This window comes from Diplocloster hominis, assembly GCF_032380655.1.
GTDB classification, from domain to species: Bacteria; Bacillota; Clostridia; order Lachnospirales; family Lachnospiraceae; genus Diplocloster; species Diplocloster hominis.
Genome location: NZ_JAWDIY010000005.1, coordinates 115,124 through 139,285 on the forward strand (window position 1 = coordinate 115,124; position 24,162 = coordinate 139,285).

At 49.1% G+C, this 24,162-nt stretch carries 22 protein-coding genes and 1 riboswitch; of the genes, 16 read left to right on the top strand and 6 right to left on the bottom strand.

Going from position 1 to position 24,162, the window contains the following annotated elements:
• The first annotated feature begins 174 nt into the window (after positions 1-174).
• Together guaB and ABC831_RS06490 are read left to right on the top strand one after the other, a co-directional pair.
• Positions 175-1,629, top strand: coding sequence for an IMP dehydrogenase (gene guaB / locus ABC831_RS06485; protein WP_343247418.1), 1,455 nt, complete (start codon positions 175-177; stop codon positions 1,627-1,629).
• A 283-nt stretch (positions 1,630-1,912) separates the two neighbouring features.
• Positions 1,913-2,677 carry a peptidoglycan recognition protein family protein gene (locus ABC831_RS06490; protein ID WP_343247419.1) on the top strand — a complete coding sequence of 255 codons (765 nt, stop codon included), beginning with the start codon at positions 1,913-1,915 and terminating at the stop codon, positions 2,675-2,677.
• Positions 2,678-2,733: 56 nt separating this feature from the next.
• On the opposite strand, the gene ABC831_RS06495 is transcribed toward ABC831_RS06490, so the two are convergent.
• The 3 genes from ABC831_RS06495 to ABC831_RS06505 are packed head-to-tail and all read right to left on the bottom strand — an operon-like array spanning position 2,734 to position 4,632.
• Entirely contained in the window at positions 2,734-3,534 is an 801-nt protein-coding gene (locus tag ABC831_RS06495) for a hypothetical protein (RefSeq protein WP_343247420.1), read from the bottom strand.
• Entirely contained in the window at positions 3,528-4,226 is a 699-nt protein-coding gene (locus ABC831_RS06500) for an ABC transporter ATP-binding protein (RefSeq protein WP_343247527.1), read from the bottom strand. The genes ABC831_RS06495 and ABC831_RS06500 overlap by 7 nt, the downstream gene beginning before the upstream one ends.
• Before the next feature lie 34 nt (positions 4,227-4,260).
• Positions 4,261-4,632, bottom strand: coding sequence for a GntR family transcriptional regulator (locus ABC831_RS06505; RefSeq protein ID WP_343247421.1), 372 nt, complete (start codon positions 4,630-4,632; stop codon positions 4,261-4,263).
• A 395-nt stretch (positions 4,633-5,027) separates the two neighbouring features.
• On the opposite strand from ABC831_RS06505, the gene ABC831_RS06510 reads away from it, so the two are divergent.
• Complete coding sequence (locus ABC831_RS06510) at positions 5,028-5,507, top strand: methylglyoxal synthase (protein WP_158354481.1); 480 nt, start codon at positions 5,028-5,030, stop codon at positions 5,505-5,507.
• A gap of 69 nt (positions 5,508-5,576) precedes the next feature.
• Here ABC831_RS06510 and ABC831_RS06515 read toward each other — a convergent pair whose 3' ends face one another.
• Both ABC831_RS06515 and ABC831_RS06520 read right to left on the bottom strand, forming a co-directional pair.
• Complete coding sequence (locus ABC831_RS06515; RefSeq protein ID WP_343247422.1) at positions 5,577-6,482, bottom strand: deoxyribonuclease IV; 906 nt, start codon at positions 6,480-6,482, stop codon at positions 5,577-5,579.
• A 30-nt stretch (positions 6,483-6,512) separates the two neighbouring features.
• Positions 6,513-7,157, bottom strand: a complete 645-nt coding sequence (locus ABC831_RS06520) for a flavin reductase (protein WP_343247423.1) — start codon at positions 7,155-7,157, stop codon at positions 6,513-6,515.
• Between the two features lie 302 nt (positions 7,158-7,459).
• Between ABC831_RS06520 and argS the strand changes: the two genes are divergently transcribed.
• Both argS and ABC831_RS06530 read left to right on the top strand, forming a co-directional pair.
• Complete coding sequence (gene argS, locus ABC831_RS06525; protein WP_343247424.1) at positions 7,460-9,229, top strand: arginine--tRNA ligase; 1,770 nt, start codon at positions 7,460-7,462, stop codon at positions 9,227-9,229.
• Between the two features lie 36 nt (positions 9,230-9,265).
• Entirely contained in the window at positions 9,266-9,499 is a 234-nt protein-coding gene (locus ABC831_RS06530) for a hypothetical protein (RefSeq protein ID WP_343247425.1), read from the top strand.
• A 288-nt stretch (positions 9,500-9,787) separates the two neighbouring features.
• On the opposite strand, the gene thiT is transcribed toward ABC831_RS06530, so the two are convergent.
• Complete coding sequence (thiT, locus tag ABC831_RS06535; protein WP_343247426.1) at positions 9,788-10,465, bottom strand: energy-coupled thiamine transporter ThiT; 678 nt, start codon at positions 10,463-10,465, stop codon at positions 9,788-9,790.
• A gap of 34 nt (positions 10,466-10,499) precedes the next feature.
• Positions 10,500-10,603, bottom strand: a riboswitch (TPP riboswitch).
• Positions 10,604-10,821: 218 nt separating this feature from the next.
• On the opposite strand from thiT, the gene ABC831_RS06540 reads away from it, so the two are divergent.
• The 11 genes from ABC831_RS06540 (at position 10,822) to fmt (ending at position 23,927) form a co-directional block, all read left to right on the top strand.
• Positions 10,822-11,475: an HAD hydrolase-like protein gene (locus ABC831_RS06540; RefSeq protein ID WP_343247427.1), complete on the top strand. Its 654-nt coding sequence runs from the start codon at positions 10,822-10,824 to the stop codon at positions 11,473-11,475.
• A 10-nt stretch (positions 11,476-11,485) separates the two neighbouring features.
• A complete protein-coding gene (locus tag ABC831_RS06545) occupies positions 11,486-13,189 on the top strand; it encodes an aldose epimerase family protein (protein WP_343247428.1) in 1,704 nt (567 codons plus the stop codon).
• 385 nt (positions 13,190-13,574) lie between these two features.
• Complete coding sequence (locus ABC831_RS06550; RefSeq protein ID WP_343247429.1) at positions 13,575-15,086, top strand: flotillin family protein; 1,512 nt, start codon at positions 13,575-13,577, stop codon at positions 15,084-15,086.
• 9 nt (positions 15,087-15,095) lie between these two features.
• Positions 15,096-15,767: a response regulator transcription factor gene (locus tag ABC831_RS06555; protein WP_343247430.1), complete on the top strand. Its 672-nt coding sequence runs from the start codon at positions 15,096-15,098 to the stop codon at positions 15,765-15,767.
• Between the two features lie 82 nt (positions 15,768-15,849).
• Entirely contained in the window at positions 15,850-16,764 is a 915-nt protein-coding gene (locus ABC831_RS06560) for an ATP-binding cassette domain-containing protein (RefSeq protein ID WP_343247431.1), read from the top strand.
• Positions 16,757-17,587: an ABC-2 transporter permease gene (locus tag ABC831_RS06565; RefSeq protein ID WP_343247432.1), complete on the top strand. Its 831-nt coding sequence runs from the start codon at positions 16,757-16,759 to the stop codon at positions 17,585-17,587. Before ABC831_RS06560 ends, ABC831_RS06565 begins: the two co-directional genes overlap by 8 nt.
• A 10-nt stretch (positions 17,588-17,597) precedes the next feature.
• Positions 17,598-18,494, top strand: a complete 897-nt coding sequence (locus tag ABC831_RS06570) for a sensor histidine kinase (RefSeq protein WP_343247433.1) — start codon at positions 17,598-17,600, stop codon at positions 18,492-18,494.
• Positions 18,495-18,754: 260 nt separating this feature from the next.
• Positions 18,755-20,266, top strand: a complete 1,512-nt coding sequence (locus ABC831_RS06575) for a UDP-N-acetylmuramoyl-L-alanyl-D-glutamate--2,6-diaminopimelate ligase (protein WP_343247434.1) — start codon at positions 18,755-18,757, stop codon at positions 20,264-20,266.
• Between the two features lie 27 nt (positions 20,267-20,293).
• Positions 20,294-22,504, top strand: a complete 2,211-nt coding sequence (gene priA / locus ABC831_RS06580; protein WP_343247435.1) for a replication restart helicase PriA — start codon at positions 20,294-20,296, stop codon at positions 22,502-22,504.
• A gap of 12 nt (positions 22,505-22,516) precedes the next feature.
• On the top strand, positions 22,517-22,987 hold the full coding sequence (def, locus tag ABC831_RS06585) for a peptide deformylase (protein WP_343247436.1): 471 nt from the start codon (positions 22,517-22,519) through the stop codon (positions 22,985-22,987).
• Positions 22,988-22,994: 7 nt separating this feature from the next.
• A complete protein-coding gene (fmt, locus tag ABC831_RS06590; RefSeq protein WP_343247437.1) occupies positions 22,995-23,927 on the top strand; it encodes a methionyl-tRNA formyltransferase in 933 nt (310 codons plus the stop codon).
• Positions 23,928-24,162 lie beyond the last annotated feature (235 nt).

A 24,162-nucleotide genomic window follows, 5' to 3' on the forward strand; every position in this document is an offset into this window, starting at 1 on the left:
AAAGGTGCCTGATTTTCAGAGGGCCCTGCCGCAGTTCCAATCCCTGCATGCCGCAGTTCCCGTCGCAGTTCCCGTCCCGGAAAATGCAGTTGACAGACCCAGGGTTTTTTGCTAGACTAGGGAACAATAACATAAAGTATAAAATTACCATATAGAAGAAAGAGAGGAAATAAAATGGGTAAAATCATTGGAGAGGGAATAACATTTGATGATGTGCTGCTGGTTCCGGCATATTCACAGGTGATTCCCAACCAGGTGGATTTGACGACAAAATTAACAAAATCCATACAGCTGAACATTCCGATTATGAGTGCGGGGATGGATACGGTGACCGAGCACCGGATGGCCATAGCGATGGCGAGACAGGGCGGTATCGGTATTATCCATAAGAACATGAGTATCCAGGATCAGGCTGAAGAAGTGGACAAGGTTAAGAGGTCTGAGAATGGGGTCATAACAGATCCCTTTTATTTATCCCCGGAACATACACTGGAGGATGCCAATGATTTGATGTCGAAGTTCAGAATCTCCGGCGTGCCGATCACTGAGGGAAAGAAGCTGGTCGGGATTATTACGAACCGGGATCTGAAATTCGAGACCGATTTCTCCAAAAAGATAAAAGAATCCATGACGTCAGAGGGATTGATCACCGCAAGGGAAGGGATCACTCTGGATGAGGCGAAGAAGATCCTGGCAAAGGCCAGAAAAGAGAAACTGCCGATCGTTGACGATGATTTTAACCTAAAAGGTTTGATTACCATTAAAGATATAGAAAAACAGATCAAATATCCGCTGTCAGCAAAGGATTCCCAGGGACGGCTGCTGTGCGGAGCGGCAGTTGGCATTACCGCCAATGTGCTGGAGAGAATCGATGCGCTGGTGGAAGCTAAGGTGGATGTGGTTGTTTGTGACTCTGCCCACGGGCATTCGGAGAATGTGCTGCGTTCTGTACGGATGATCAAGGAGAAATACCCGGATCTGCAGGTGATCGCAGGAAATGTAGCTACGGGAGACGCGACCAGAGCACTGATCGAAGCCGGTGTGGACGCGGTAAAGGTCGGAATCGGCCCTGGCTCTATCTGTACTACCCGTGTGGTTGCAGGCATCGGTGTTCCTCAGATCACTGCCGTGATGGACTGTTATCAGGTGGCTAAGGAATACGGTATTCCGATTATAGCCGACGGCGGTATCAAATACTCCGGTGATCTGACAAAGGCGATCGCTGCAGGCGGTAGTGTGTGCATGCTGGGCGGTATGCTGGCAGGCTGTGATGAAAGCCCCGGAACCTTTGAATTGTATCAGGGAAGGAAATATAAAGTGTATCGCGGTATGGGTTCGATCGCGGCCATGGAAAAGGGCAGCAAGGACCGTTATTTCCAGGAAGATGCCAAAAAACTGGTTCCGGAGGGCGTGGAAGGCCGTGTCGCATACAAAGGCACTGTGGAGGACACCATCTTCCAGCTGGTCGGCGGATTGAGGTCTGGTATGGGATATTGTGGCGCTGGGGATATTGAGACACTGAAAGAATCCGGTAAATTCGTCAAGATTTCCGCTGCATCCTTGAAGGAGAGTCATCCCCATGATATTCATGTGACCAAAGAGGCTCCGAATTATAGCATAGACGAGTAAACAAAGAGACAGCAATTTCGATTTGATGTATTACAGATATTATATATAGAAGGAAACTATAAAAAATCTAAGACCTGCGGCCTGTAAAGTACAGAGAAAAACTGTATTCGGCTGCAGGTCTTTTTTTCTAATCGGTGAGTGGAATACAGCGGGAGACGTCACGGGGAGAAACTATCGGCGAATTCAGAAAAAATTAAGGAAATAGACATATTTTGCACGATGAATTTTACCGGCTGATCCGCTATAATAAAATAGTTGAATACAAGGGAAAAGGGGTAACGCTATGCTGCCGGAAAAAGAACTCTACAAGAAGCAGACGAGGGTGATGCTCTACGAAAATGCCCGGACAGCCAAAAAGAAAAAGAAACGCAGAGAAATGCTGCTGCATGGGCTGTCGGCTATAGCAGTCTTGGCTGTTGTGGTCACGATCATTGTGGTGGTCACGAAGTGGCTGACTCCGGTGGGAGACGACCCTGTGACAGAAAGCCGGTCTGAAGGGAAAATGTCGAAGATAGTGACAAAAAGGCCAAACCTGGATGTACAGCTGCTCACCCCGAACCCGTATTCCAGACCTCAGACCCCGGCGGACCCGATTACCGGTATAGTGATCCACTATACCGCGAATCCGGGAACTACGGCTCAGAATAACAGGGACTATTTTGAAGGCCTGAAGGATACCGGGGAAACGAATGTCAGCAGTAATTTTGTAATCGGAATGGATGGGGAGATCATTCAGTGTGTGCCCACATCGGAGATTGCCTATGCATCCAACGACAGGAATCATGACACGGTTTCTATCGAGTGCTGCCACCCGGATGCGGATGGAAAATTCACGGAAGCTACTTATGATTCGCTGGTTGAGCTTACAGCCTTTCTGATGGGGAAATTCGAGCTGGGTATCAATGACGTGATCCGGCACTATGATGTGACGGGAAAAGATTGTCCGAAATACTTTGTCGAGGATGAGGATGCCTGGATAAAGTTTAAAAAAGATGTAGTATCTTATATAGAAGAAAATGGAGTTATTCCAACCGCTTCCCCTGCATAAAAACCTTCCGTCTCCGGCAGTTCCGGGACGAAAGGTTTTTTTAAACTCTTTTATCTTTAATCCAGATTCAGCTTTCTGGAAATCAGATAGTTGGAAATCAGATAGAATATGATAATAAATACCAGGGTTTCTGTTATACTTAATGCCATAATGTTGCGGTAGTACTCAAATGTCAAAGTCTGCACCGGCAGTCCCTTCAGAGTCGACAGGCCGAAAACCAGCATGGAGATGACGCTGAAAATCTGGCTTATTACGTAGATGACGAGATAGGCAAGGAAAGAACCTAAAACCTTGTGCTTATTCATCAGCTGGCCGATGCAAATGGATACATAGAAAGATAAATATAGATAAATATTGGTAATTATTATATACAGGAACAAAATCAATATCGAAATCATTTCATTTCCGCCGCCCAAAAATATAGTGGAAAAGACCTCTTTCAGTTCTGCCCAATCAGCGGCAGATATATTATTGAGCCATGGCTGGTTTACCAGAAGAATAAAGATCGAAAAAAATACAAAAACACAGTCCAGTATACTCCATAACACTGCTACAATTAATTTGGAGTTCAGATGCTGGGAAGCTTTTACAGGAAGGGTATGCATCAGATATCCCTCGCTGGTAAACAGATTCTTATAAAACCGCATCACCAGAACCACCATCGTGATAATACCGATGGCAATGATTCCAAATATATATAACATTACCATCAATGTTCCGACAAGCGGAGCATTCTGAGGCAGCTTCAGAGCGATAAAGAGCCTTCCGAGAACGGTAACCACGAGAAGAGCCAGATGCAGGGGAAACAGGATTTTGGATACGGAAATCAGGTCATATTTAATTAATTTTCCTAACATTTGAATACCTCCCGGAACAGGGTGTCCACAGATTTCCCCTGTTTGAATCTGATATCATCCACCTCGGTGGTCAGACGTATCTTACCGTTTTGAATAAAGACCACGTCATCCAGAATATTTTCAATATCTGAAATCAGGTGGGTGGAGATAAGAATGGTGGAATCGGTGCGGTAGTTCTGGATAATGGTCTGCAGAATATAATCCCTGGCCGCCGGGTCCACACCGCCGATGGGTTCGTCCAGACAATACAGGTCTGCGTCCCGGCTCATTACCAGAATCAGCTGTACTTTTTCCTTCGTCCCTTTGGACATGGTCTTTAATTTATCATGTGTGTCGATATCCAGATGATGAAGCATCTCTTTGGCACGGCTTCTGTCGAAATCCGCATAAAAATCCCCGAAGAAATCAATGATTTCACAGACCCGCATCCAGTCGTTCAGATAAGTCCGTTCCGGCAGATAGGATACCATTTTCTTTGTCTCTACCCCGGGAGCCTTCCCGTCGATGAGTGTCTCACCGGAAGTGGGGGCCAGAAGACCGTTAATCAGTTTGATCAACGTGGTTTTTCCACTGCCATTGGGGCCCAGAAGTCCGACGATCCGTCCCCGCTCTATATTCAGATCGACCTCGGAAAGCGCAGCTTTGTATTCATAAACCTTGGTCAGTCCGTGGCATTCGATAATATTACTCATGTTAACCTCCTGTGACGCGCCAACTGCGTCCTGTTCAATTTTTTTCATCCCCCAGCACCTGTTGGATAAATTGGAAGGTCTCTTCCTTTTTAAAACCTAAATTATTCATTTTTTCCAAAAATAATGTGATCTGCTCTTTGGCCAGTTCTTGTTTCATATTTTGTATCATTTCCCGATCCTCCGTTATAAATCTGCCGCTGGTACGCTGGGAATAGAGCAAACCGTCACGTTCCAGTTCAGATAAGGCTTTTTGCATGGTATTGGGATTAACAGAAGCCTGCGCGGCCAGTTCCCGGACAGAAGGGAGTTTGTCGCCTGCGTGGTAAATGCCGGAGACAATGTCCGTTTGTATCTTTTCTATGATTTGTGCATAAATAGGGCGATCAGAATTCAGCATCCATGTCATTCTTACACCTCCTTGTGCGTTTGGATTAACTGTATTATTAACTTAATACAATAGTACATTTGAAATGAAATTTTGTCAATAGGGTTTTTGTAATTTACTGGATATGTAGTTACGATTCACGGCCAACTTGGTAAATGGGGATTTTGAGAGGGGACTGGCACTTTTCGGTAGGAAAGCTAAATTTTCAAGTAACTGCGTAGAGAAAAGGGCCTGTCCCCTCTCAAAATCCCCATTTACCAAAGATGGCCGTGAATCGTAACGATATGTATGGCAAACATGTGAAAGATGTAAAGGAAGAAAAAGGAAAAATCGTCAGTTTGGGGATTGTGGAAGGCAAAAGAACATATTATAATAAAACGGTGAGAAAAAATAAGTTTGAGAAAGGAGGAAGCCAGATGATTAAGGATGATTACATTCCATTTACGATCGGAAGACAGAAGCATATCGCGCTGATTGCCCATGACAGCAAGAAGGCGGAGCTGGTAGAATGGGTGGAAGAGAATAAGGAAATCCTGAAGAACCATTTCCTGTGCGGCACGGGTACCACAGCCAGATTGATTTCAGAAAAGACAGACCTTCCGGTCAAGGGCTATAACAGCGGGCCGCTGGGCGGTGATCAGCAGATCGGTTCCAGGATAGTAGAAGGAAATATCGATTTTGTCGTATTTTTCTGGGATCCATTGGAGTCACAGCCCCATGATCCGGATGTGAAAGCGTTGCTGCGTATCGCAGTGGTCTATGATATTCCCATTGCCAACAATCGGGCCACAGCGGATTTTATGCTGACATCCCGGTATATGAACACGGAATATGACCGCATGGTAATCAATTATAACAAAACCATCCAGGATCGTATGAATCAGTTCAAAAAATAAGAGAACTCTGTAAGCAGAAGCTTTCAGAGTTCTCTTATTTTCCAGAGCATGATATTTTCCGGAATACGATTATCGGGACTGCTGTAAGATCTTGTCCAATACCTCCGGGTCAAAGGTACCGGAACGCAGCATTTCGATTTCATATTTATAGGGAGGAAATACAGTCTTTTTGTCATCCGGAAGGGGAACCCAGGGTGTTTCCAGGATTTTTGGAATATCCAAAAAATCAGGGTGATGGACGATGCGATGCAGCGCATCGAACCCAATCGTGCCGAACCCCAGATTTTCATGCCGGTCTTTGGCCGCTCCGGCCATATTTTTACTGTCGTTAATATGAAAGACGGCAATCTGGTCTTTTCCCAAAACTTTGTCAAACTGCTCGATGACCCCGTCAAAATCATGGATAATGTCATATCCGGCGTCGTTGGTGTGGCAGGTATCGAAGCAGACCCTTAATTTATCATTATACGTCACCCCGTCGTAGATCCGGGCCAATTCCTCAAATGTTTTACCGATCTCGGAACCCTTACCGGCCATAGTTTCCAGAGCGATCATACACTTGGTGCCGGCGCTCAGCACTTCGTTCAGGCCTTTTACGATCTGATCGATTCCGGCCTTTGTACCTGCGCCTACATGTGCGCCGGGATGCAGCACCAGAATCCGGCTTCCCATGGCCTCGCTGCGGCGCAGCTCCTCGGCCAGAAAATCCACTGCCAGCTCGAAGGTTTCCGGTTTTACGGAGTTGCCGAGATTAATAATATAAGGGGCGTGGATAATGATATCATCGATTCCGTGTTCCTTCATATATTCCCAGCCGGCCGCGATATTCAGTTCCTCAACAGGCTTTCGTCTCGTGTTCTGAGGCGCGCCCGTATATACCATAAACGTATCCGATCCATAGGATACGGCTTCCCTGGCAGAATTTAAAAACATATCCTTGCCGCTCATACTAACATGGGAACCTATTTTCAACATTCGTTTGCCTCCATACATATATTCAGGTACTCAGTCTTTTTTCACAAATTTAGATTTGGGCTGTTTGCAGATCGGACAGACATAGGAATCCGGGAGTTCTTCAAAGGGAATCTCCCCGTCATACACATATCCGCACACACTGCACACATAGGTGGCTTTTGAGGCGGCCTGCGTTTCCTCAGGAATATAGGTCGGCGCATTTTTCGGACTCTTGCCCTTCACCACTTTATGGTAATAGGAATAGGTCATGGCAGGTACATTCATAAGCAGATCCCCATCCATGATCTCAGCCAAAAACACCGTATGGGTGCTGGTTTCCAGGGTATCTATAATCCGGCAGGTCAGATAACCGCAGGCATCAGAGATAACAGGGAGATCATCCTTCATCATATGGTCCACGGCAGCAAACTTATCTGCGTTTTTTCCGGACTGAAAACCGAAAGTGCCGATGATACCGGGATCGGATTCCTCTGAAAGAATCGACACTGCGAAGGTTCCGTTTCGTTTCATACAAGAATTCGTATAATTATCATGATTCATACTCACTGCTAAGGTAGCAGGAGAAGAGGTGATCTGCATAATACTGTTTGCCACACAACCCGTAGGACGGTCTCCATCCAGGGTGGAGACGATATAAACCCCATAAGATAGATTGTGAAATACATTCATGTTCATAATATTTCCTCCTTTATTTTATAATAACAGTAATCATTACTGATATTATAGCATAAACTGGGAAAATAGCAAGAAGTTTTCAAAGTTTTTCACATAAATTTTATTATACAGTATTTCAGCAGATTTATTCTTTTCATTGTTAGATAGCCGGAAATCCCAGCCCAGAAATCCCAGCCCGGAAATCCCAGAACACAGAAATTCCAGAACCTGGTTGAAAAAAAAGGTCATTCATATTATAATTTTGAAAGATGTGGTAAATAAGGCCAAAGGGCCGTCAAAAACAAGAATTTCAGGAGGAACCTATGAAAAAAATCTTAGATCTGATTACAGAAGAGCTTTCCGGAGCATTTGCCGCCAGCGGATACGATGCTTCCTATGGAAAAGTGAATCTGTCCAATCGCCCGGATTTGTGCGAATATCAGTGTAATGGCGCCATGGCCGCCGCGAAAGAGTACAAAAAGGCTCCGATTCAGATTGCGGAGGATGTAGTGGGACAGTTAAAAAACTGCGCTGCATTTGCCATGATCGAAGCGGTAAAGCCCGGATTTATAAATATGAAGCTGAACTGTGAATTCCTGATCAGCTATCTGAACCAGATGAGCGGGGAAAAAGACTTAGGCTTTGAAAAAACCGCTCATCCCAAGACGATCGTGCTGGACTACGGCGGTCCCAATGTGGCCAAGCCTCTTCATGTAGGGCATCTGCGCTCTGCGATTATAGGAGAGAGCATCAAGAGAATCGGCCGGTTCGTGGGCCATACCATGATTGGGGACGTTCACCTGGGCGACTGGGGGCTTCAGATGGGACTGATCATAACCGAACTGAAGAAGCGTAAGCCCGCATTGGTTTACTTCGATCCCTCTTATTCAGGAGAGTATCCGGCAGAACCGCCGTTTACGATTAGCGAGCTGGAAGAGATCTATCCGGCTGCCAGCGCCCGCTCAAAAGAGGACGCGGCCTACAAGGAAGAGGCCATGGAGGCTACTTATCAGCTGCAGCACGGGAATCAGGGCTATATCGCTTTATGGAATCATATCCTGAATGTATCCGTATCAGATCTTAAGAAGAATTATGAAAAATTAAATGTGACCTTTGATCTCTGGAAAAAGGAATCCGATGCGCAGCCCTATATCCCGGACATGGTTCAATATATGAAAGACAACGGCTATGCCCACATAAGCGACGGAGCTCTGGTGGTGGACGTCAAAGAGGACAGCGATACCAAGGAGATTCCGCCCTGTATGATCCTTAAATCTGACGGCGCTTCTCTTTACAATACCACAGACCTGGCCACCATTGTAGAGCGTATGAAACTGTTCCATCCCGATGAGATCTTATATATCGTAGATAAACGCCAGGACCTTTATTTCACGCAGGTATTCCGCTGCGCGAAAAAGACAAAGCTGGTGGAAGAGGATACCAAACTTACGTTTCTGGGATTCGGGACCATGAACGGCAAGGACGGAAAGCCGTTTAAAACCAGAGAGGGCGGCGTGATGCGCCTGGAAGAACTGATCGGAGATATCAATAACCAGATGTTTCAAAAGATCAGCGAGAACAGAAACACAGCCGAAGACATCGACGCCCGGGAGACAGCCAGAATCATCGGACTCTCCGCCATCAAATATGGGGATCTGTCCAATCAGGCTTCCAAGGACTACGTCTTTGATGTGGAGCGTTTTACCTCCTTCGAAGGCGACACCGGTCCGTACATTCTATATACCATAGTGCGGATCAAGTCTATTCTGAAAAAATACACGGCGCAGGGGGGAACCCTTGAAAACCTCACAATCGGGGAACCGGCAAATGAGAGTGAAAAAAATCTGATGCTGTCCCTGACCGGATTCATCCAGGCCATCGAGACTGCCTATGCGGATCACGCGCCCCACAAAGTCTGCGCGTATATCTATGAACTGGCCAATGCCTTTAACTCCTTCTACCACGAAACCAAAATCCTGGGAGAAGAAGACCAGGTCAGAAAAGAAGGAATGCTGGCTTTACTGCTTCTGACCAGAAACGTACTGGAAACCTGTATAGACCTGCTGGGCTTCGAAGCCCCGGAACGCATGTAGACAGTTATAACAAAAGTAAGGAGAGGAACCACCGGAATGATACCTGAGAGCAGGAAAGATTTGGCTAACCTGGTGACGGAAACCACGAGGAACGTCTATGAAGATCTGACGCCCCAGTTAATAGAGCGGCTGGAACACGTGAAGCACAGCAGTGAGCTAAGCGAATCACAGAAAAACGATGAGGTCATGCTGGACATGATGGGTTATGTAAAATCCTGCACCAACGAGATTATCATCGATGTCCTGGCCCAAATATTCGGATTGGAATAAAAAAAGAAGGACGCAAGCGGGAACGAAAGATAGAATCCCGGGTGCGTCCTTAATTCATTTATGAACATAAGAGCGGAAGATGGCAGGGCGGACTAAGGGCCGGGAAGAGAGAGAACGGTGCACGCGGGCGGAACCCACGAGAGTTGCCGCCGGGTCCCGCCCGGGTGCGCCCGTTCCCTCTCTTCCCTGCTTTACTGACAGCTCTTTTACTTATTTGCAGCTCTTGAGCTGTATGATTACGCTTGATAGAGTTTTCTGTGAATGAGAACACATCATGATGGGCCGGTATCAGTTATTAGTCATTTGCTTTACATACTGCAAAGCCTTCGTCACCGGCGGAACAGACATCAGTACAACCGTTAAAAGGGCTTCCGCTCCCATATAGGAAGCATTATACAGAACAGAATACACAACCGGGTGCATAGTTTCCGGTGCATAAGAAGCGAAGAAAATAATACCTGACAGAGCCGAGCAGACAAACCGGCCGAACACACCCACGAGATACCCCAAAACCAGACCATGTTTCTTATTACTGAACAATCCGGAGAGCCCCAGAACCCCAAAAGCCAGAATATAATCCAGCAGAAGCTGCGGAAGCGTCATAATATAAGGATCGATCAGCATCTGCAGCAGCCCATAAGCCACACCGGTCATCAAGCCAACCTTCACACCATACCAGTAACCGATCAGACAGATAAACATCATACTGAACAAAGTAACCGAACCGCCCATCGGCATATCGAACAATTTCAGCATAGAAGTAACCGTCGCCAAAGCGATCGCCAGTGCAGAAAAGACGAGCTGCTTTGTCTTAATCGCATGCTGCTGCCTTTTATTCTTACCGATCAGTCCAATAGCCGCCACCAGAATAATCAGAACAGCAAACAACGCCACATATCCGGCGGCAGTCAGTTCGTAGATCATGGTACCATAGCCATCATCCACATGATTTGCAAAAAAACTCATAAAAAAACCTCCTTCGTGTAAAAACGTACAGGAGGAGTCCACTTTGGTGCTTCCCTACGCCGGTATTAACCGGATCAGGTAATGAGGGTTCATGCATAAAATGCATTGTCTCAGCCAAATGCTCCCCTAGCCGTATATCACTATCTACGGCATTATTATAGGGACACATTCAAGATTTGTCAATAGATCAAAAAAGTATCTTTCACTCCCTTCAACCGGGTCCATATGGCCTATATGAGGCCTATATGAAAGCAGTGTATCATTTTCAGGACCAATATGGTATGATGAAAACAAATTCATTTTCGCGGAAGATAAGATTAGCGGCGGAAGATAAGATTAGCTGAGGAGGACTGGTTATGTTTGATATTATTTTATATGATTTGGATGGCACTTTGACGGACCCGAGGGAAGGAATAACGAAAAGCGTGCAGTATGCGCTGAAATATTTTGGGATTGAAGAGGAGGACCTTTCGAAGCTGGAACCGTTTATCGGTCCTCCATTGAAAGAGCAGTTTATGGAGTATTGCGGCTTTGATGCGGACAAAGGGGAAGAAGCGGTATGGAAGTACAGAGAGCGGTTCTCGGTGAACGGGTGGAAAGAGAATAAGATATATCCCGGTGTAGCCGATATGCTGAGGAAGCTTTCCGAAGAGGGAAAAGTCCTGGCGGTGGCGTCATCCAAACCGACCCTCTTTGTGGAGAAAATATTGGATTATTTTGGGATTACCGGATATTTTACGGAGATCGTGGGCAGTGAGATGGACGGCAGCAGGACCCGGAAAAGTGAGGTGATCGGGGAGGTGTTTTGCCGGCTGCGGATTGATGAGAAGAATAGGGACAAGGTTGTGATGATCGGGGACCGCAAGCATGATGTGATCGGAGCCAAAGAGGCAGGAGTGGCCTCTATCGGGGTTACCTATGGATACGGCGGTTATGAAGAACTGGCCGGGGCGCATGCGGATTGGATTGTGGAATCGGTGGAAGAGCTGACGCAGCTTTTATTAAAATAAGGAGGAGCGGATGGGAAAAGAACCGGTATACGTAAGAATCTGGCAGCTGGTCTATCCGCTGGGCATCAAGTATCTGGCGGAAGCGGTGGTCACGCTGGCCGCGGCTTTTATATTCTCAGCGGCAGCACTGACTGCAGGCGAGAATGCGGGCCGGGAATATGAGCTGGTCAGAGAATACGGCAATGTGATCCTGCTGGTCAGCAATGGATTGCTGCTCCCGGTTATGTGGATGCTCTTTCGGCGGGATGAGAAGAAGGGACTGCACGAAAGGCCCCTGTATGGGAAAATTTCTGGATTCTGGGTTGTTTTGCTGGCGGTCTGCAGCTGTGTCGGATTCAACGGACTGATCGCGTTGAGCCCTCTGCCGGTCTGGTTTCCCCAGGGGAAGGAAGTCCTGAATACTCTTTACGGCGGGAATAAATGGATTGCGCTGTTGAATGTGATCGTGGCGGCTCCGTTGGCGGAAGAGCTGTTGTTCCGGGGGATTCTGTATAGCAGATTGCGGGAATGGACCGGGCGATTTAATGGAATATTATGCAGTGCATTTATTTTCGGATTACTGCACGGGAACGTTCTGCAGTTTGTCTATGCGTTTCTTCTGGGGCTTATTTTCGCTTACCTGTATGAGGTATATGGTTCCATTAAGGCGCCGGTGGCAGCGCACTGCACGGCAAACCTGTTTTCCGTTCTTATGACGGAGACACCGCTTGGGCGTGTGATGGAGAATCCGGCAGTTTCTTATCTGGCTATCGCTGCCGCCTGTGTGACAGGAGCTATGGTTTTGGTGATGATGCATGGAAAAATCAGTAAAAAGGAAGGAGAGTGCTCTATGGCAAAAGGACGCAGAAGGATGGAAAATGACCGGCTGTTGATTGAGGTGGATGATCTGGGAGCGGAACTCACCAGGATATATGATAAATATAATAAAAGAGAAATTATCTGGGAGGGAGATCCTGCTTATTGGAAGAGACACGCGCCTATTTTGTTTCCCTTTATTGGTAAGGTGAACGGTAATGTCTATCACTATCAGGGGAAGGAATATCCTTCCGGGCAGCATGGATTTGCCCGGGATTTACCATTTGAACTGAAGGATCAAGGGCCTGATTTTGTCAGCCATACACTGGAGGCCAACGATGATACGATGATGGTCTATCCGTTTTTGTTCCGGCTGAAGGTGACCCATACATTAAAAGGCAACCGGCTGAAGGTGGCGTGGAAGGTGACCAATTACGGAAACAGCACGATGTATTTCAGCGTTGGCGGGCACCCGGCATTCCGGCTGCCGGAAAATGCGGCTTTCGGCTGCGCCGGCTGGAAGATCCGGCTGGGGGAAGGAAAGCGCCCGGTGTACCGGCTTTTGAACGGGGAAGGGCTGTGTGATAGGAGTAAGACGTATCCATTGGAGCTTTCCGACGGGGTGTATACCATCGATGAGCATACCTTTGACCATGACGCGCTGATCTTCGAAGGTCAGCAGATCCAAAGAGCGGGGATTGAGTTCCCGGACGGTACGCCGTATGTGAATCTGATCTGTGAAGATTTTCCGTATATGGGGATCTGGTCGGCGAAGGGGGCCCCGTTTATCTGCCTGGAGCCCTGGTTCGGCAGGTGCGACGATGCCGGATTTACCGGGGAGCTGGCCAAAAAGACAGGTATACTGAGCCTGGGGCTGGAAGAAAGCTTCCGGGCGGAATATACGATAGAAATATGCTGATGTGCAGAAAAGAATAAAATGAGAAACGCCCCGGCTATGGGGCGTTTCTTACATTTTTATGAGGGGGGAGATAGTGAGTGTGTGATCAACTATCTGAGTATTATTATAAAAGGTAAATATGTTCAAAGTATGACCAGAGTATTAAAGAAAAAGAAAAATTCTAAAAGATTTATAAAAAATAGTAGCGCTCGAAAAAACCTCGCTGACAATTTTTTATGCATCGCACGTAAGCGGCTAAAGAACAGCCGCAAAGTGCTCATAGCGATAAAAAATAGTAGCGCTCGAAAAAACCTCAAGTGCTCATAGCGATAAAATTAAATAAATTGATTTCGAGGTCTGAATCAACTATACTAAGACTATAACATGAAATGAGGAGGTACAAAACATGCCATTTTTTACGGAATATCTGAAAATCTTAATTATTGCGGCTGTAGTGATTCTAGTGCTCCTGATTGTGGTAGCCGGTTATAAGAAGGCGCCGCCGGATACAGCATTTATCATATCAGGCCTGCGCAAGAAGACTGTGATCGGGAAGGCCAGTGTAAAACTGCCGTTCCTGGAAAGACTGGATACCTTAAGTCTGAAACTGATCGCCATCGATGTCAAGACAACCAATGCGGTTCCCACGGCCGATTATATCAATATCCAGGTGGACGCTGCGGTTAATATAAAGATCAGCAGTGAACCAACCAGACTGAAACAGGCTGCAGAAAACTTCCTGAACCAGAAGACCGATTACATAGCGGCCATCGCCCGTGAAGTTTTGGAAGGAAATATGCGTGAAATCGTGGGACGTATGCGTCTGGAAGAGATGGTCAGTGACCGGCAGAAGTTCGCTGAGCTGGTAAAGGAAAATGCGGAGCCGGACCTGGCGGCCATGGGCCTTGATATCGTAAGCTTTAATGTGCAGAATTTTACCGATAATAATGGAGTGATTGATGACCTGGGAATCGACAATATCTCCCAGATCAAGAAAAAAGCAGCCATAGCCAAGGCGGAGGCCGACAAAGAGATCGCGGTGGCAAAAGCGCAGGCGGACCGGGAAGCCAATGACGCCCGTGTGAATGCCCAGCGCGAGATTGCGAAAAAGAACAACGAGCTGGCGCTCCAACAGGCCGAACTTCAGAAAATCGCCGACACCAAAAAGGCTGAGGCGGACGCTGCCTATAAGATCCAGGAGCAGGAACAGCGCAAGACCATAGAGATCGCCACCGCCGAGGCAAGCATCGCGAAGCAGGAAAAAGAAGTGATCTTAAAACAGCGGGAAGCAGAGGTTATGGAAAAATCCCTGGATGCCCAGATAAAGAAAAAAGCGGAAGCCGAGAAGTTCGGAAGAGAAAAAGAGTCGGACGCGGAGCTGTACGCCCGTCAGAAGAAAGCGGAAGCCGAGAAATTCGAACGGGAAAAGGAAGCGGAAGCCCTAAAGGCCACCGCCCAGGCTGACCGGTATGCAAAAGAACAGGCGGCAGGCGGTATCCGTATGGTTGGTGAAGCGGAGGCGGAGGCTATCCGGGCCAAAGGCCTTGCGGAAGCGGAGGCGATGGAAAAGAAAGCGGAGGCCTATCAGAAATACAACAAAGCGGCAATGGCCGAAATGCTGATCAATGTATTGCCGGAGATAGCAGGTAAGATCGCGGAGCCGCTCACACAGATCGATAAGATCACCATCATCGAGGGAAGCAACGGGGACGGTGTCGGTAATGTGGCAGGCAATGTCCCGGTCGTAATGTCCAAGATGTTCGAGAGCCTGAAGGAAACGGTGGGGATAGATCTGGCGGAAATCGTGAAGGCGGATTCCTACGATGCAAAAGTCAACCGCAATGTGAACATCACCGGACTGGAGGAGGCGGATTCCCAGACCAAGGGAGCCGTAGCCGGAGCGGTACTGAAAGAATAATTCGGTGAAATGATGAAAATTGCGGTAATCGATGACGACGTGTATATTGGAGATATGCTGGAAGAACTGCTGTGCCGGGAAGGCTACCAGGTCCTGCGGGCGTATTCCGGCACGGAGGCGCTGCTGCTGATTCGGAATATCAGGCCGGATCTGATCCTTCTGGATCTGATGCTGCCGGGCCTTGGCGGAGAGGACGTTCTTGCGCAGATCAGGGGGATACCGGTGATCATTCTGAGCGCAAAGGCGGATGTCCAGGATAAAGTGAAGCTGCTTCTGGGCGGGGCTGCGGACTATGTTACAAAACCATTTGACACCCAAGAGCTGCTGGCGAGAATTTCAGTGCAGCTAAGAGATGCGGCGCCGCGCGTGTGCCATCCGTTCCTGACCTTTGAGGACCTGACGCTCCATATGGATACGCATCAGGTCCGGCAGGGGGCTCATATAATCAGACTGACTAAGACGGAATATGCCATTTTAAAACTGCTGATGCAGAATCCGGGGCAGGTCATAACAAAGTCGCAGATCCTGGAACGGATCGCGGAGGATACCCCGGACTGTATGGAAAGTTCGCTGAAAGTCCACATCAGCAACCTGCGGAAAAAACTGCGGGAATACAGTGATAAGGACTATATTGAGGCTGTCTGGGGAATCGGGTTTAAAATGCAGGAGCCCGAATCTTAACTGTTTCTTTACGAATTCCTTAACCGGTTTCTTGACTCCTGACTGTTATGATACCGGTATCAAACGTAAGGAGGCAAAAACGATGGAATATGTTTTGACAACCGATGGCCTGACCAAGCAATACCGTAATTTTAAGGCGCTGCATGATCTCAATATGCATGTGGAAAAGGGTGCCATCTATGGATTTGTGGGCCGCAACGGCGCAGGTAAGACAACATTAATCCGGTTGGTGTGCGGCTTGCAGGAGCCGACACGGGGAGAATACACGCTGTATGGCAGAAAGAATACACATAACGACGTAAGCCGTGCGCGCCGGAGAATGGGGGCGGTGGTGGAGACGCCGTCGGTCTACATGGAGCTGACTGCGGAAGAAAATATCAGGGAGCAATACCGCGTGCTGGGGCTGCCGGATTTTGGCGGGGTATCAGAGCTTCTGAAGCTGGTGGGTCTTTCCGATACCGGCAACAAAAAAACGAAGAATTTTTCACTGGGTATGCGTCAGCGGCTGGGAATCGCCATCGCCCTGGCGGGAGATCCTGACTTCCTGGTGCTGGATGAGCCGGTGAACGGCCTGGATCCCCAGGGAATCATAGAGATCCGGGAGCTGATCCTGAAGCTCAACCGGGAACACCAGATTACATTTCTCATCTCCAGCCACATTCTGGACGAACTATCAAGACTGGCTACCCATTACGGCTTCATCGACAACGGACATATGGTAAAAGAAATCGATGCGGAAGAACTGGAGGCGGCCTGCCGCAAATGTATGCGTCTGAAGGTGACGGATGCCGCTGTCCTGGCACGGGTGCTGGACCGTATGGGGCTGGAATATGCGATTCTGGATGAGGAGCAGGCCGATATTTTCGGCAGCGTGAATATCACGAAGCTTGCGGTAGCACTGGACGCGGAACATTGCGAGATCACCTCGCTTCACGAACACGATGAATCCCTGGAGAGCTATTATGTGAGCCTGATGGGAGGTGACAGCCATGAATAAGCTGTTAAATGCCAATTTCAGCAGGCTTTTCAAAAGCAGAATATTTTTTGTGTGTGCCGGTTTTATGGCAATCTATGCGGTTGCGGCCTGCCTGTTCTGTTCTTATTACGGAATAGGAGTCGTGGTCGACATGCTGCTTCTAAGCGGTTATGGGCTGGGAGGCGTGATTACGGTAGCCGGTTTTGTAATGGCAGTGCTGTGCAGTGTTTTCATCGGAACTGAGTACAGTGACGGTACGATCCGCAACAAGCTGGTCGTGGGGCATGGCCGGGTGCAGATCTATCTGGCTAATTTTATTACCTGCGCCATAACCGGTATCGTGCTGAATCTGATCTACGGTATCCTCATCTGTGCCGTCGGGATACCGATATTCGGCGGCTTCCAGGTGCCGACTGATACTCTGCTCGCTATGATCCTGGCAGGATTGCTGGTCATGGTGTCCTACGCCGCTATTTTTACCCTGTTCACCATGCTGCTGGCAAACAAGACGACGGCATCCATTATCAACCTGATCGGTGTGGTGGTTATCATGTGTTTGTGCACCTATCTGATCATGCGGCTGGCGGAGCCTGAGATTACAGAACTCTACAATATGGTCGATGGGGAATATGTAGTGACCAGAGGACCAAACCCTTATTATATAGAAGGATTTAAAAGAACTGTGGGCCAGTTTGTGATCGACCTGTTACCTTCGGGCCAGTCCCTTCAGCTCTCCAGAATGAGCGCCCTTTATTACTGGCCGCTTTTGTTATACTCCCTGGGGGTGATTCTGGTCACGAATACGGTGGGGATTCTGGCATTTCGAAAAAAAGATCTGAAATAAAGGAGAACCAATGGATATCTGGTTATATGCCCTGTGCGGGATACTCATAATGATTATCGTGCTGCTGATCCTCTATATCCTGCAAATGAAAAAGGCAGTAAATGAAATCTGTGAAGAGTTTGCCGACAGGGTAAAAACCGATACAAATACCCTGATCGATCTCTCCAGCAACGATTCCAGTATCCGACATCTGGCGGCAGCTATCAATCAGCAGCTGAGGCTTCTGCGAAAGGAACGCCATCGTTACCAGCACGGGGACAGGGAGCTCAAAGAAGCCATCACCAACATATCCCACGATCTGCGCACTCCCCTCACTGCCATCTGCGGTTATCTGGATCTTGCGAAGCGGGAAGAGACCAATGAGCAGGTATCCCGTTACCTGGATATGATACAGAATCGGACCCAGGCGCTGAAACAGCTGACCGAAGAGCTGTTCCGCTATTCTGTCGTCATGTCTGTCAGGGAGGATAATCCCGCGGAAGCGGTCAGCTTAAACGCAGTCCTGGAGGAGGTCGTTGCCGCCTTCTATGGAGCGTTAAGGAAGAGAAATATCGTTCCGGCGATTTCCATGCCGTCTGCGGAGGTCATACGCAGCCTGAACCGCAAAGCCCTGTCCAGGATTTTTGAAAATATTATCAGCAATGCGATCAAATACAGTGATAAAGATCTGAGAATCATTTTGGAACAGAACGGCAGGATTTCATTTACCAACACTTCAAAGGCCCTGGATTCCATATCGGCCGGGAGACTGTTCGACCGGTTCTTTACCGTTGAGAACGGACGAGGTTCGACGGGGCTTGGGCTGTCTATCGCTAAGATACTGACCGAACAGTTGGGAGGAAATATTCAGGCTGTGTATGCCAATGATCAATTGACAATTATACTAGAGTTTGCAGAGCAGGCCTGAGCTGCGGAGAAGTACGGAGGACCAGGCTTATTTATTAGACCAGGCTTGCAGTACAGGCCGGGTTCAGGGACATTTACCCGTCGGATTTGGAGCACGTCGGGGAAGCGTCCCAGGACCCGGCTTTTTTGATCTTGTTCCCAGTGCCCCAGCCGGCTAAACGGGTTCCCGGACATAAAATCGGTCTAGGAATTCTTGTTTGGGTATGGTATCCTATGTAAGGATAACACATAAAATAGTAGAAAGATGCCGGAGGCGTTTGAATGATAGAGTTAGATAAATTGTTGGAGAGGCTTGAGTACCGCTGCGAAGCCGGGAACACGGATGTCCGGGTGAGGGCGGTCCGTTATGATACCAGGGAGATTGAACCGGGAGATCTGTTTGTGTGCATTAAGGGAAACCGGGCGGACAGCCATGTTCTGATTGGAGAGATTGTAAGCAGAGGTGCCAAAGTGATTGTAGCGGAACGAAAGATCCAGGTACCGGATGGGGTTACGGTGATTCGGGTCAGGGACAGCCGCTATGCGCTGGCATTGATTTCGGCTTCTTATTTTGGCTATCCGGCTGAAAAGATGAAACTAATTGGTGTCACGGGGACGAAGGGAAAGACAACGGTGGCCTATATGCTGCGGGAAATGCTGAAATGTGCGGGATATAAGACCGGTCTGATGGGGACGATCGTGACCGCTGTGGGGGATGAGGAGCAGGCCGCCGGGAATACGACGCCGGAATCTTACCTGATCCAGGAGCTGCTGGCCCGGATGGTGGAGGCGGGCTGCAGATATGTGATTATGGAAGTGTCATCCCAGGGCCTGAAGCTTCAGCGGACGGCTGGGATTTTATTCGATATAGGAATTTTTACGAATCTGGGGCCGGATCATATCGGACCGGCGGAGCATAAGGATTTCGCGGAGTATGCACAGTGTAAGAGCAGGCTGTTCCGTCAGTGCCGCGTTGGTGTGGTGAATGGTGACGATGAATATCTGGATCTGATCCTGCGCGGACATACCTGTGAGGTGATTACCTACGGAATGAGGCCGGAGAATGCGTATATTGCATCAGATCTGGAGCTGTATCAGGAGGATGGTGTGCCTGGTATCCAGTTTCAGGTGGGCGGCCGGCTGGAAACGCGGATGAAGGTGGATATTCCGGGAACGTTCAGTGTCTATAATGCGATGGCGGCCATCGCGGCCTGCGCGCAGTTAAAGCTGCCTGCGGATGTGATGGGCAGGGCGCTTAAGACGGTGAAGGTGAAGGGCAGAGTGGAAGTTGTTCCGGGGCCCTGGGACTTTACGGTGATGATTGATTATGCTCACAACGCGATGAGCCTTCAAAGTCTGCTGACGACACTGCGGGAGTATGAGCCCCACCGTCTGGTGTGCTTGTTCGGATGTGGGGGGAACCGCTCGAAACTGAGGCGTTATGAGATGGGGGAAATGTCTGGAAAGCTGTCGGACTTTACGGTAATTACTTCAGATAATCCCAGATATGAGAAGCCGGAGGAGATTATCGCGGATATCAGAACCGGTATGGAAAAGACCGACGGCGCTTATATAGAGATTCCGGACCGCAGGGAGGCGATCGCCTGGGCGCTGCGCCACGGGCAGCAGGGAGACATTCTGATTCTGGCAGGAAAGGGACATGAGGATTACCAGGAGATCTGCGGGGTGAAGTATCCGATGGATGAGCGGGTCATCATCCGGGAAATTATACAGCAGAACGAATGCACGTCACAGGAGATGTGCAGCAAAGCGGATATACAGCAGAGTAAATGAGGTGAGCAGGTGGCGGTTTATGCCGATGTGATTGTTGATATAACGAATGAAAAACTGGACCGGACATTTCAGTATCGGGTGCCGGAAGAGATAGAGGGAAGGATCGTTCCGGGAGTAGAAGTAGAGATCCCATTTGGAAGAGGGGACCGGATGATCCGGGGATATGTGGTGGAGACTACGGACCGGCCGGCTTATGATCCTGCGAAGATCAAAAGCATCAAACAGATCGTTCCGGGCAGGGTTCCTATTGAATCCAGGCTGATCGCACTGGCAGCCTGGATGCGGGAGCGCTATGGTTCCACTATGATTCAGGCGCTGAAAACGGTAATACCGATCAAAAAGGAGGTAAGAGCGCAGCAAAAGCGTCTCATTCTGCTAAACCTGCCTGCAGAACAGGCTCAGGCCTGTCTTGAGGAACTGAATCGAAAACACTGTACGGCAAGGGCCCGGCTGGTGCAGGCGCTTATAAACCAGCCGGAGATTAACTATGAATTGGTGACGAAGAAGCTGCATATTACCCCGGCGGTGATTAAGGCTTTGGAGGAACAGGGAATCCTGCGTGTACAGACAGAGCAGCGATACCGGAATCCGGTGCAGCCGGCAGAGCGGCAGGAGAAACGGATCGTGTTAAATGACCAGCAGCAGGCGGTCGTTGACCAGGTGACGGCAGACTGGGAACGCGGGCTTCGGCGTACTTATCTGGTGCACGGGGTGACGGGCAGCGGTAAGACGGAAGTATATATGGAAATCATTGCCCGGGTGGTGGCTGATGGGCGGCAGGCCATCGTTCTGATACCAGAGATCGCGCTTACGTTTCAGACGGTACTGCGTTTTTATCAGAGATTCGGAGACCGGATATCGATTATGAATTCCAGACTGTCAGCGGGAGAGCGCTACGACCAGTTCGAGCGTGCGAAAAATAAGGAAATCAGTGTGATGATCGGTCCCAGATCCGCACTGTTTACCCCATTTCCCAACCTGGGCGTGGTGATTATAGACGAAGAACACGAACTGACCTACAAAAGTGAAAATGTTCCCCGTTATCATGCCAGAGATGTGGCCATCCACCGGGCTGTGACGGAAGGGGCTATGGTGGTGCTGGGGTCAGCGACGCCAAGTGTGGATTCTTATTATAAAGCGCTCCGGGGCGAGTTTGTCTTATTCCGGCTGACGGACCGGGCTAAGAAAAATGCGCTGCCCCGCGTATATGTGGAAGATCTGCGGGAAGAACTTAGAAGTGGGAACCGGTCGATCTTCAGTACCAGGCTTCAGGAACTGATCCGGGACCGGCTGTTAAAGAAAGAGCAGGTCATGCTGTTCCTGAACCGCAGAGGTTACGCGGGGTTTGTGTCCTGCCGTTCCTGCGGCCATGTGATGAAATGCCCCCACTGCGATGTCTCTTTGTCCATGCATAATCATGGCAGGCTGGTCTGCCATTACTGCGGCTATGAGGAACCGGCGGTGAAGAAGTGCCCGGAATGCGGTTCCCCGTATATCGGAGGTTTCCGGGCCGGTACGCAGCAGATTGAGGAGCTTCTAAAAAAGCAGTATCCGGAGGCGGGAATACTCAGAATGGACGCAGATACGACCAGAAATAAGGACGGGCATGAAAAAATACTGGCTGCATTTGCGAACCGGGAGGCGGATATCCTGATCGGAACGCAGATGATCGTGAAGGGACATGATTTTCCGGCGGTGACGCTGGTTGGTGTGATAGCGGCGGATCTGTCTTTGTATACGGGAGACTATCTGAGCAGCGAGCGGACATTTCAGCTGCTGACGCAGGCAGCAGGGAGAGCGGGCAGAGGAGACGTGCCCGGAGAGGTCGTGATCCAGACTTACCAGCCGGAGCATTATGCGGTAGTGACGGCTGCGGCCCAGAATTATGAGGAGTTTTACCAGCAGGAGATCCTCTACCGCACGATTTCGGGCTATCCGCCGGCTGCCCATCTGCTGGCCGTGCTCTTGTCCGGGGCGGACCAGGAAGAATTAAGCCGGGCTGCCGATCTGCTGACCCGGCAGGTACCCCGGGATCTTGTGGGTCTTACGGTGATCGGCCCGGCGGAACCTGCCGTGGCCAGGATTAACGACATCTATAAAAAAGTGATCTACCTAAAACATAAAAAATATGATACACTGACAGAGGTAAAAGATCATCTGGAACGGTATGCGAAGGAGCAGCCGCTTCTTGAAAAAATAAATATGCAATTTGATTTTAATCCAATGCATGCAGGTTAAGGAGTGAACGAAATGGCAATTCGGAAAATAAGAGTGATGGGCGATGAGGTACTTACGAAAAAGTGCCGGGAAGTCAAAGAGGTGACCCCGAGAATCCGGGAGCTGATCGATGATATGTTTGAAACCATGTATTCAGAATACGGGGTTGGACTGGCCGCCCCTCAGGTGGGAATCTTAAAGCAGATCGTGGTGATCGATGTGGACGACGATCATCCGCTGGTTATGATCAATCCAAAGATTCTGGAAACAAGCGGGGAACAGATCGGTGACGAGGGATGCTTAAGCCTGCCCGGACAGTACGGACAGGTGACGAGGCCGGATTATGTGAAGGTTATGGCTTATGATGAAAATATGAAGCCCTATGAGATAGAAGGAACCGGGCTGCTGGCCCGGGCCATCTGTCATGAGACGGACCACCTGGAAGGAAAAATGTTCGTGGAGCTGGTGGAAGGGGAACTTCACGGCCCGGAAGAAGAGGAGTGAAGCGATAATGAGAGTTGTATTCATGGGAACGCCGGATTTTGCGGTGGGAACGCTTGAAAAACTGTCGGAGGCCGGATACGAGGTGGTGGGTGTGGTCACACAGCCGGATAAACCCAAAGGCCGAAGCAAACAGCTTTTGGCTTCCCCGGTGAAGCAGAAAGCATTGGAACTGGGCATACCTGTCTATCAGCCGGCACGGGTGCGCAATGCGGAGTGCATAGAGGAAATCCGAAAATTCCAGGCAGATGTAATCGTGGTGGCGGCGTTTGGGCAGATCCTGCCCAAAGAACTGCTGGAGATGCCAAAATTCGGCTGTGTCAACGTACATGCCTCCCTACTGCCGGACTACCGGGGAGCGGCGCCGATCCAGTGGGCGATCATCGACGGTCAGAGCAGGACCGGCGTGACCATCATGCAGATGGACGAAGGTCTGGATACCGGCGATATGATTTTAAAGCAGGAGGTTTCCATTGACAAAAAGGAGACGGGCGGCAGCCTCTTTGACAAGCTGAGCGTCGTGGGAGCCGGGCTGTGTGTGGAAGCGCTGCGTCAGCTGGAAGCCGGGACAGCCGTATTCCAAAAGCAGGGAGAAAGCCATACCGGTTATGCGAAAATGATGAAAAAAGAGCTGGGTAATATTGACTGGATGAAGGACGCGGCTTCGATCGAACGTCTGATCCGGGCCTTGAATCCCTGGCCCAGCGCTTATACGAACCTGGATCAGACTGTTTTAAAAATTTGGGATGCTGAGGTGTTAAACGAGCCGGGAAACGGAAAACCCGGCGAGATCATACGGATAGAAAAAGATGCATTCTGCGTACAGACCGGCAAAGGCGTGCTTTCTATAAAAGAAGTGCAGCTGGCCGGCAAAAAGCGCATGACGACAGATGCGTTCTTGAGAGGCTATCCGGTAAAAGCGCATGTAATCCTGCCATCCTGAAAAAAGGGGACATGTCCAATCCGGTCTGGGACATGTCCAATTCAGTTCGGGACATGTCCAATCCAGTTCGGGACATGTCCAATCCAGTTCGGGACATGTCCAATCGAAATGGACATGTCCCAAACCGAAATGGACATGTCCCCTTTCGCCTAATTCTTAAAATTTCTATGAAATATTTATGAAATCCGGGATTTTCGGGTATGACTGTTGTATAATAAAAAATAGCAGCGCTCGA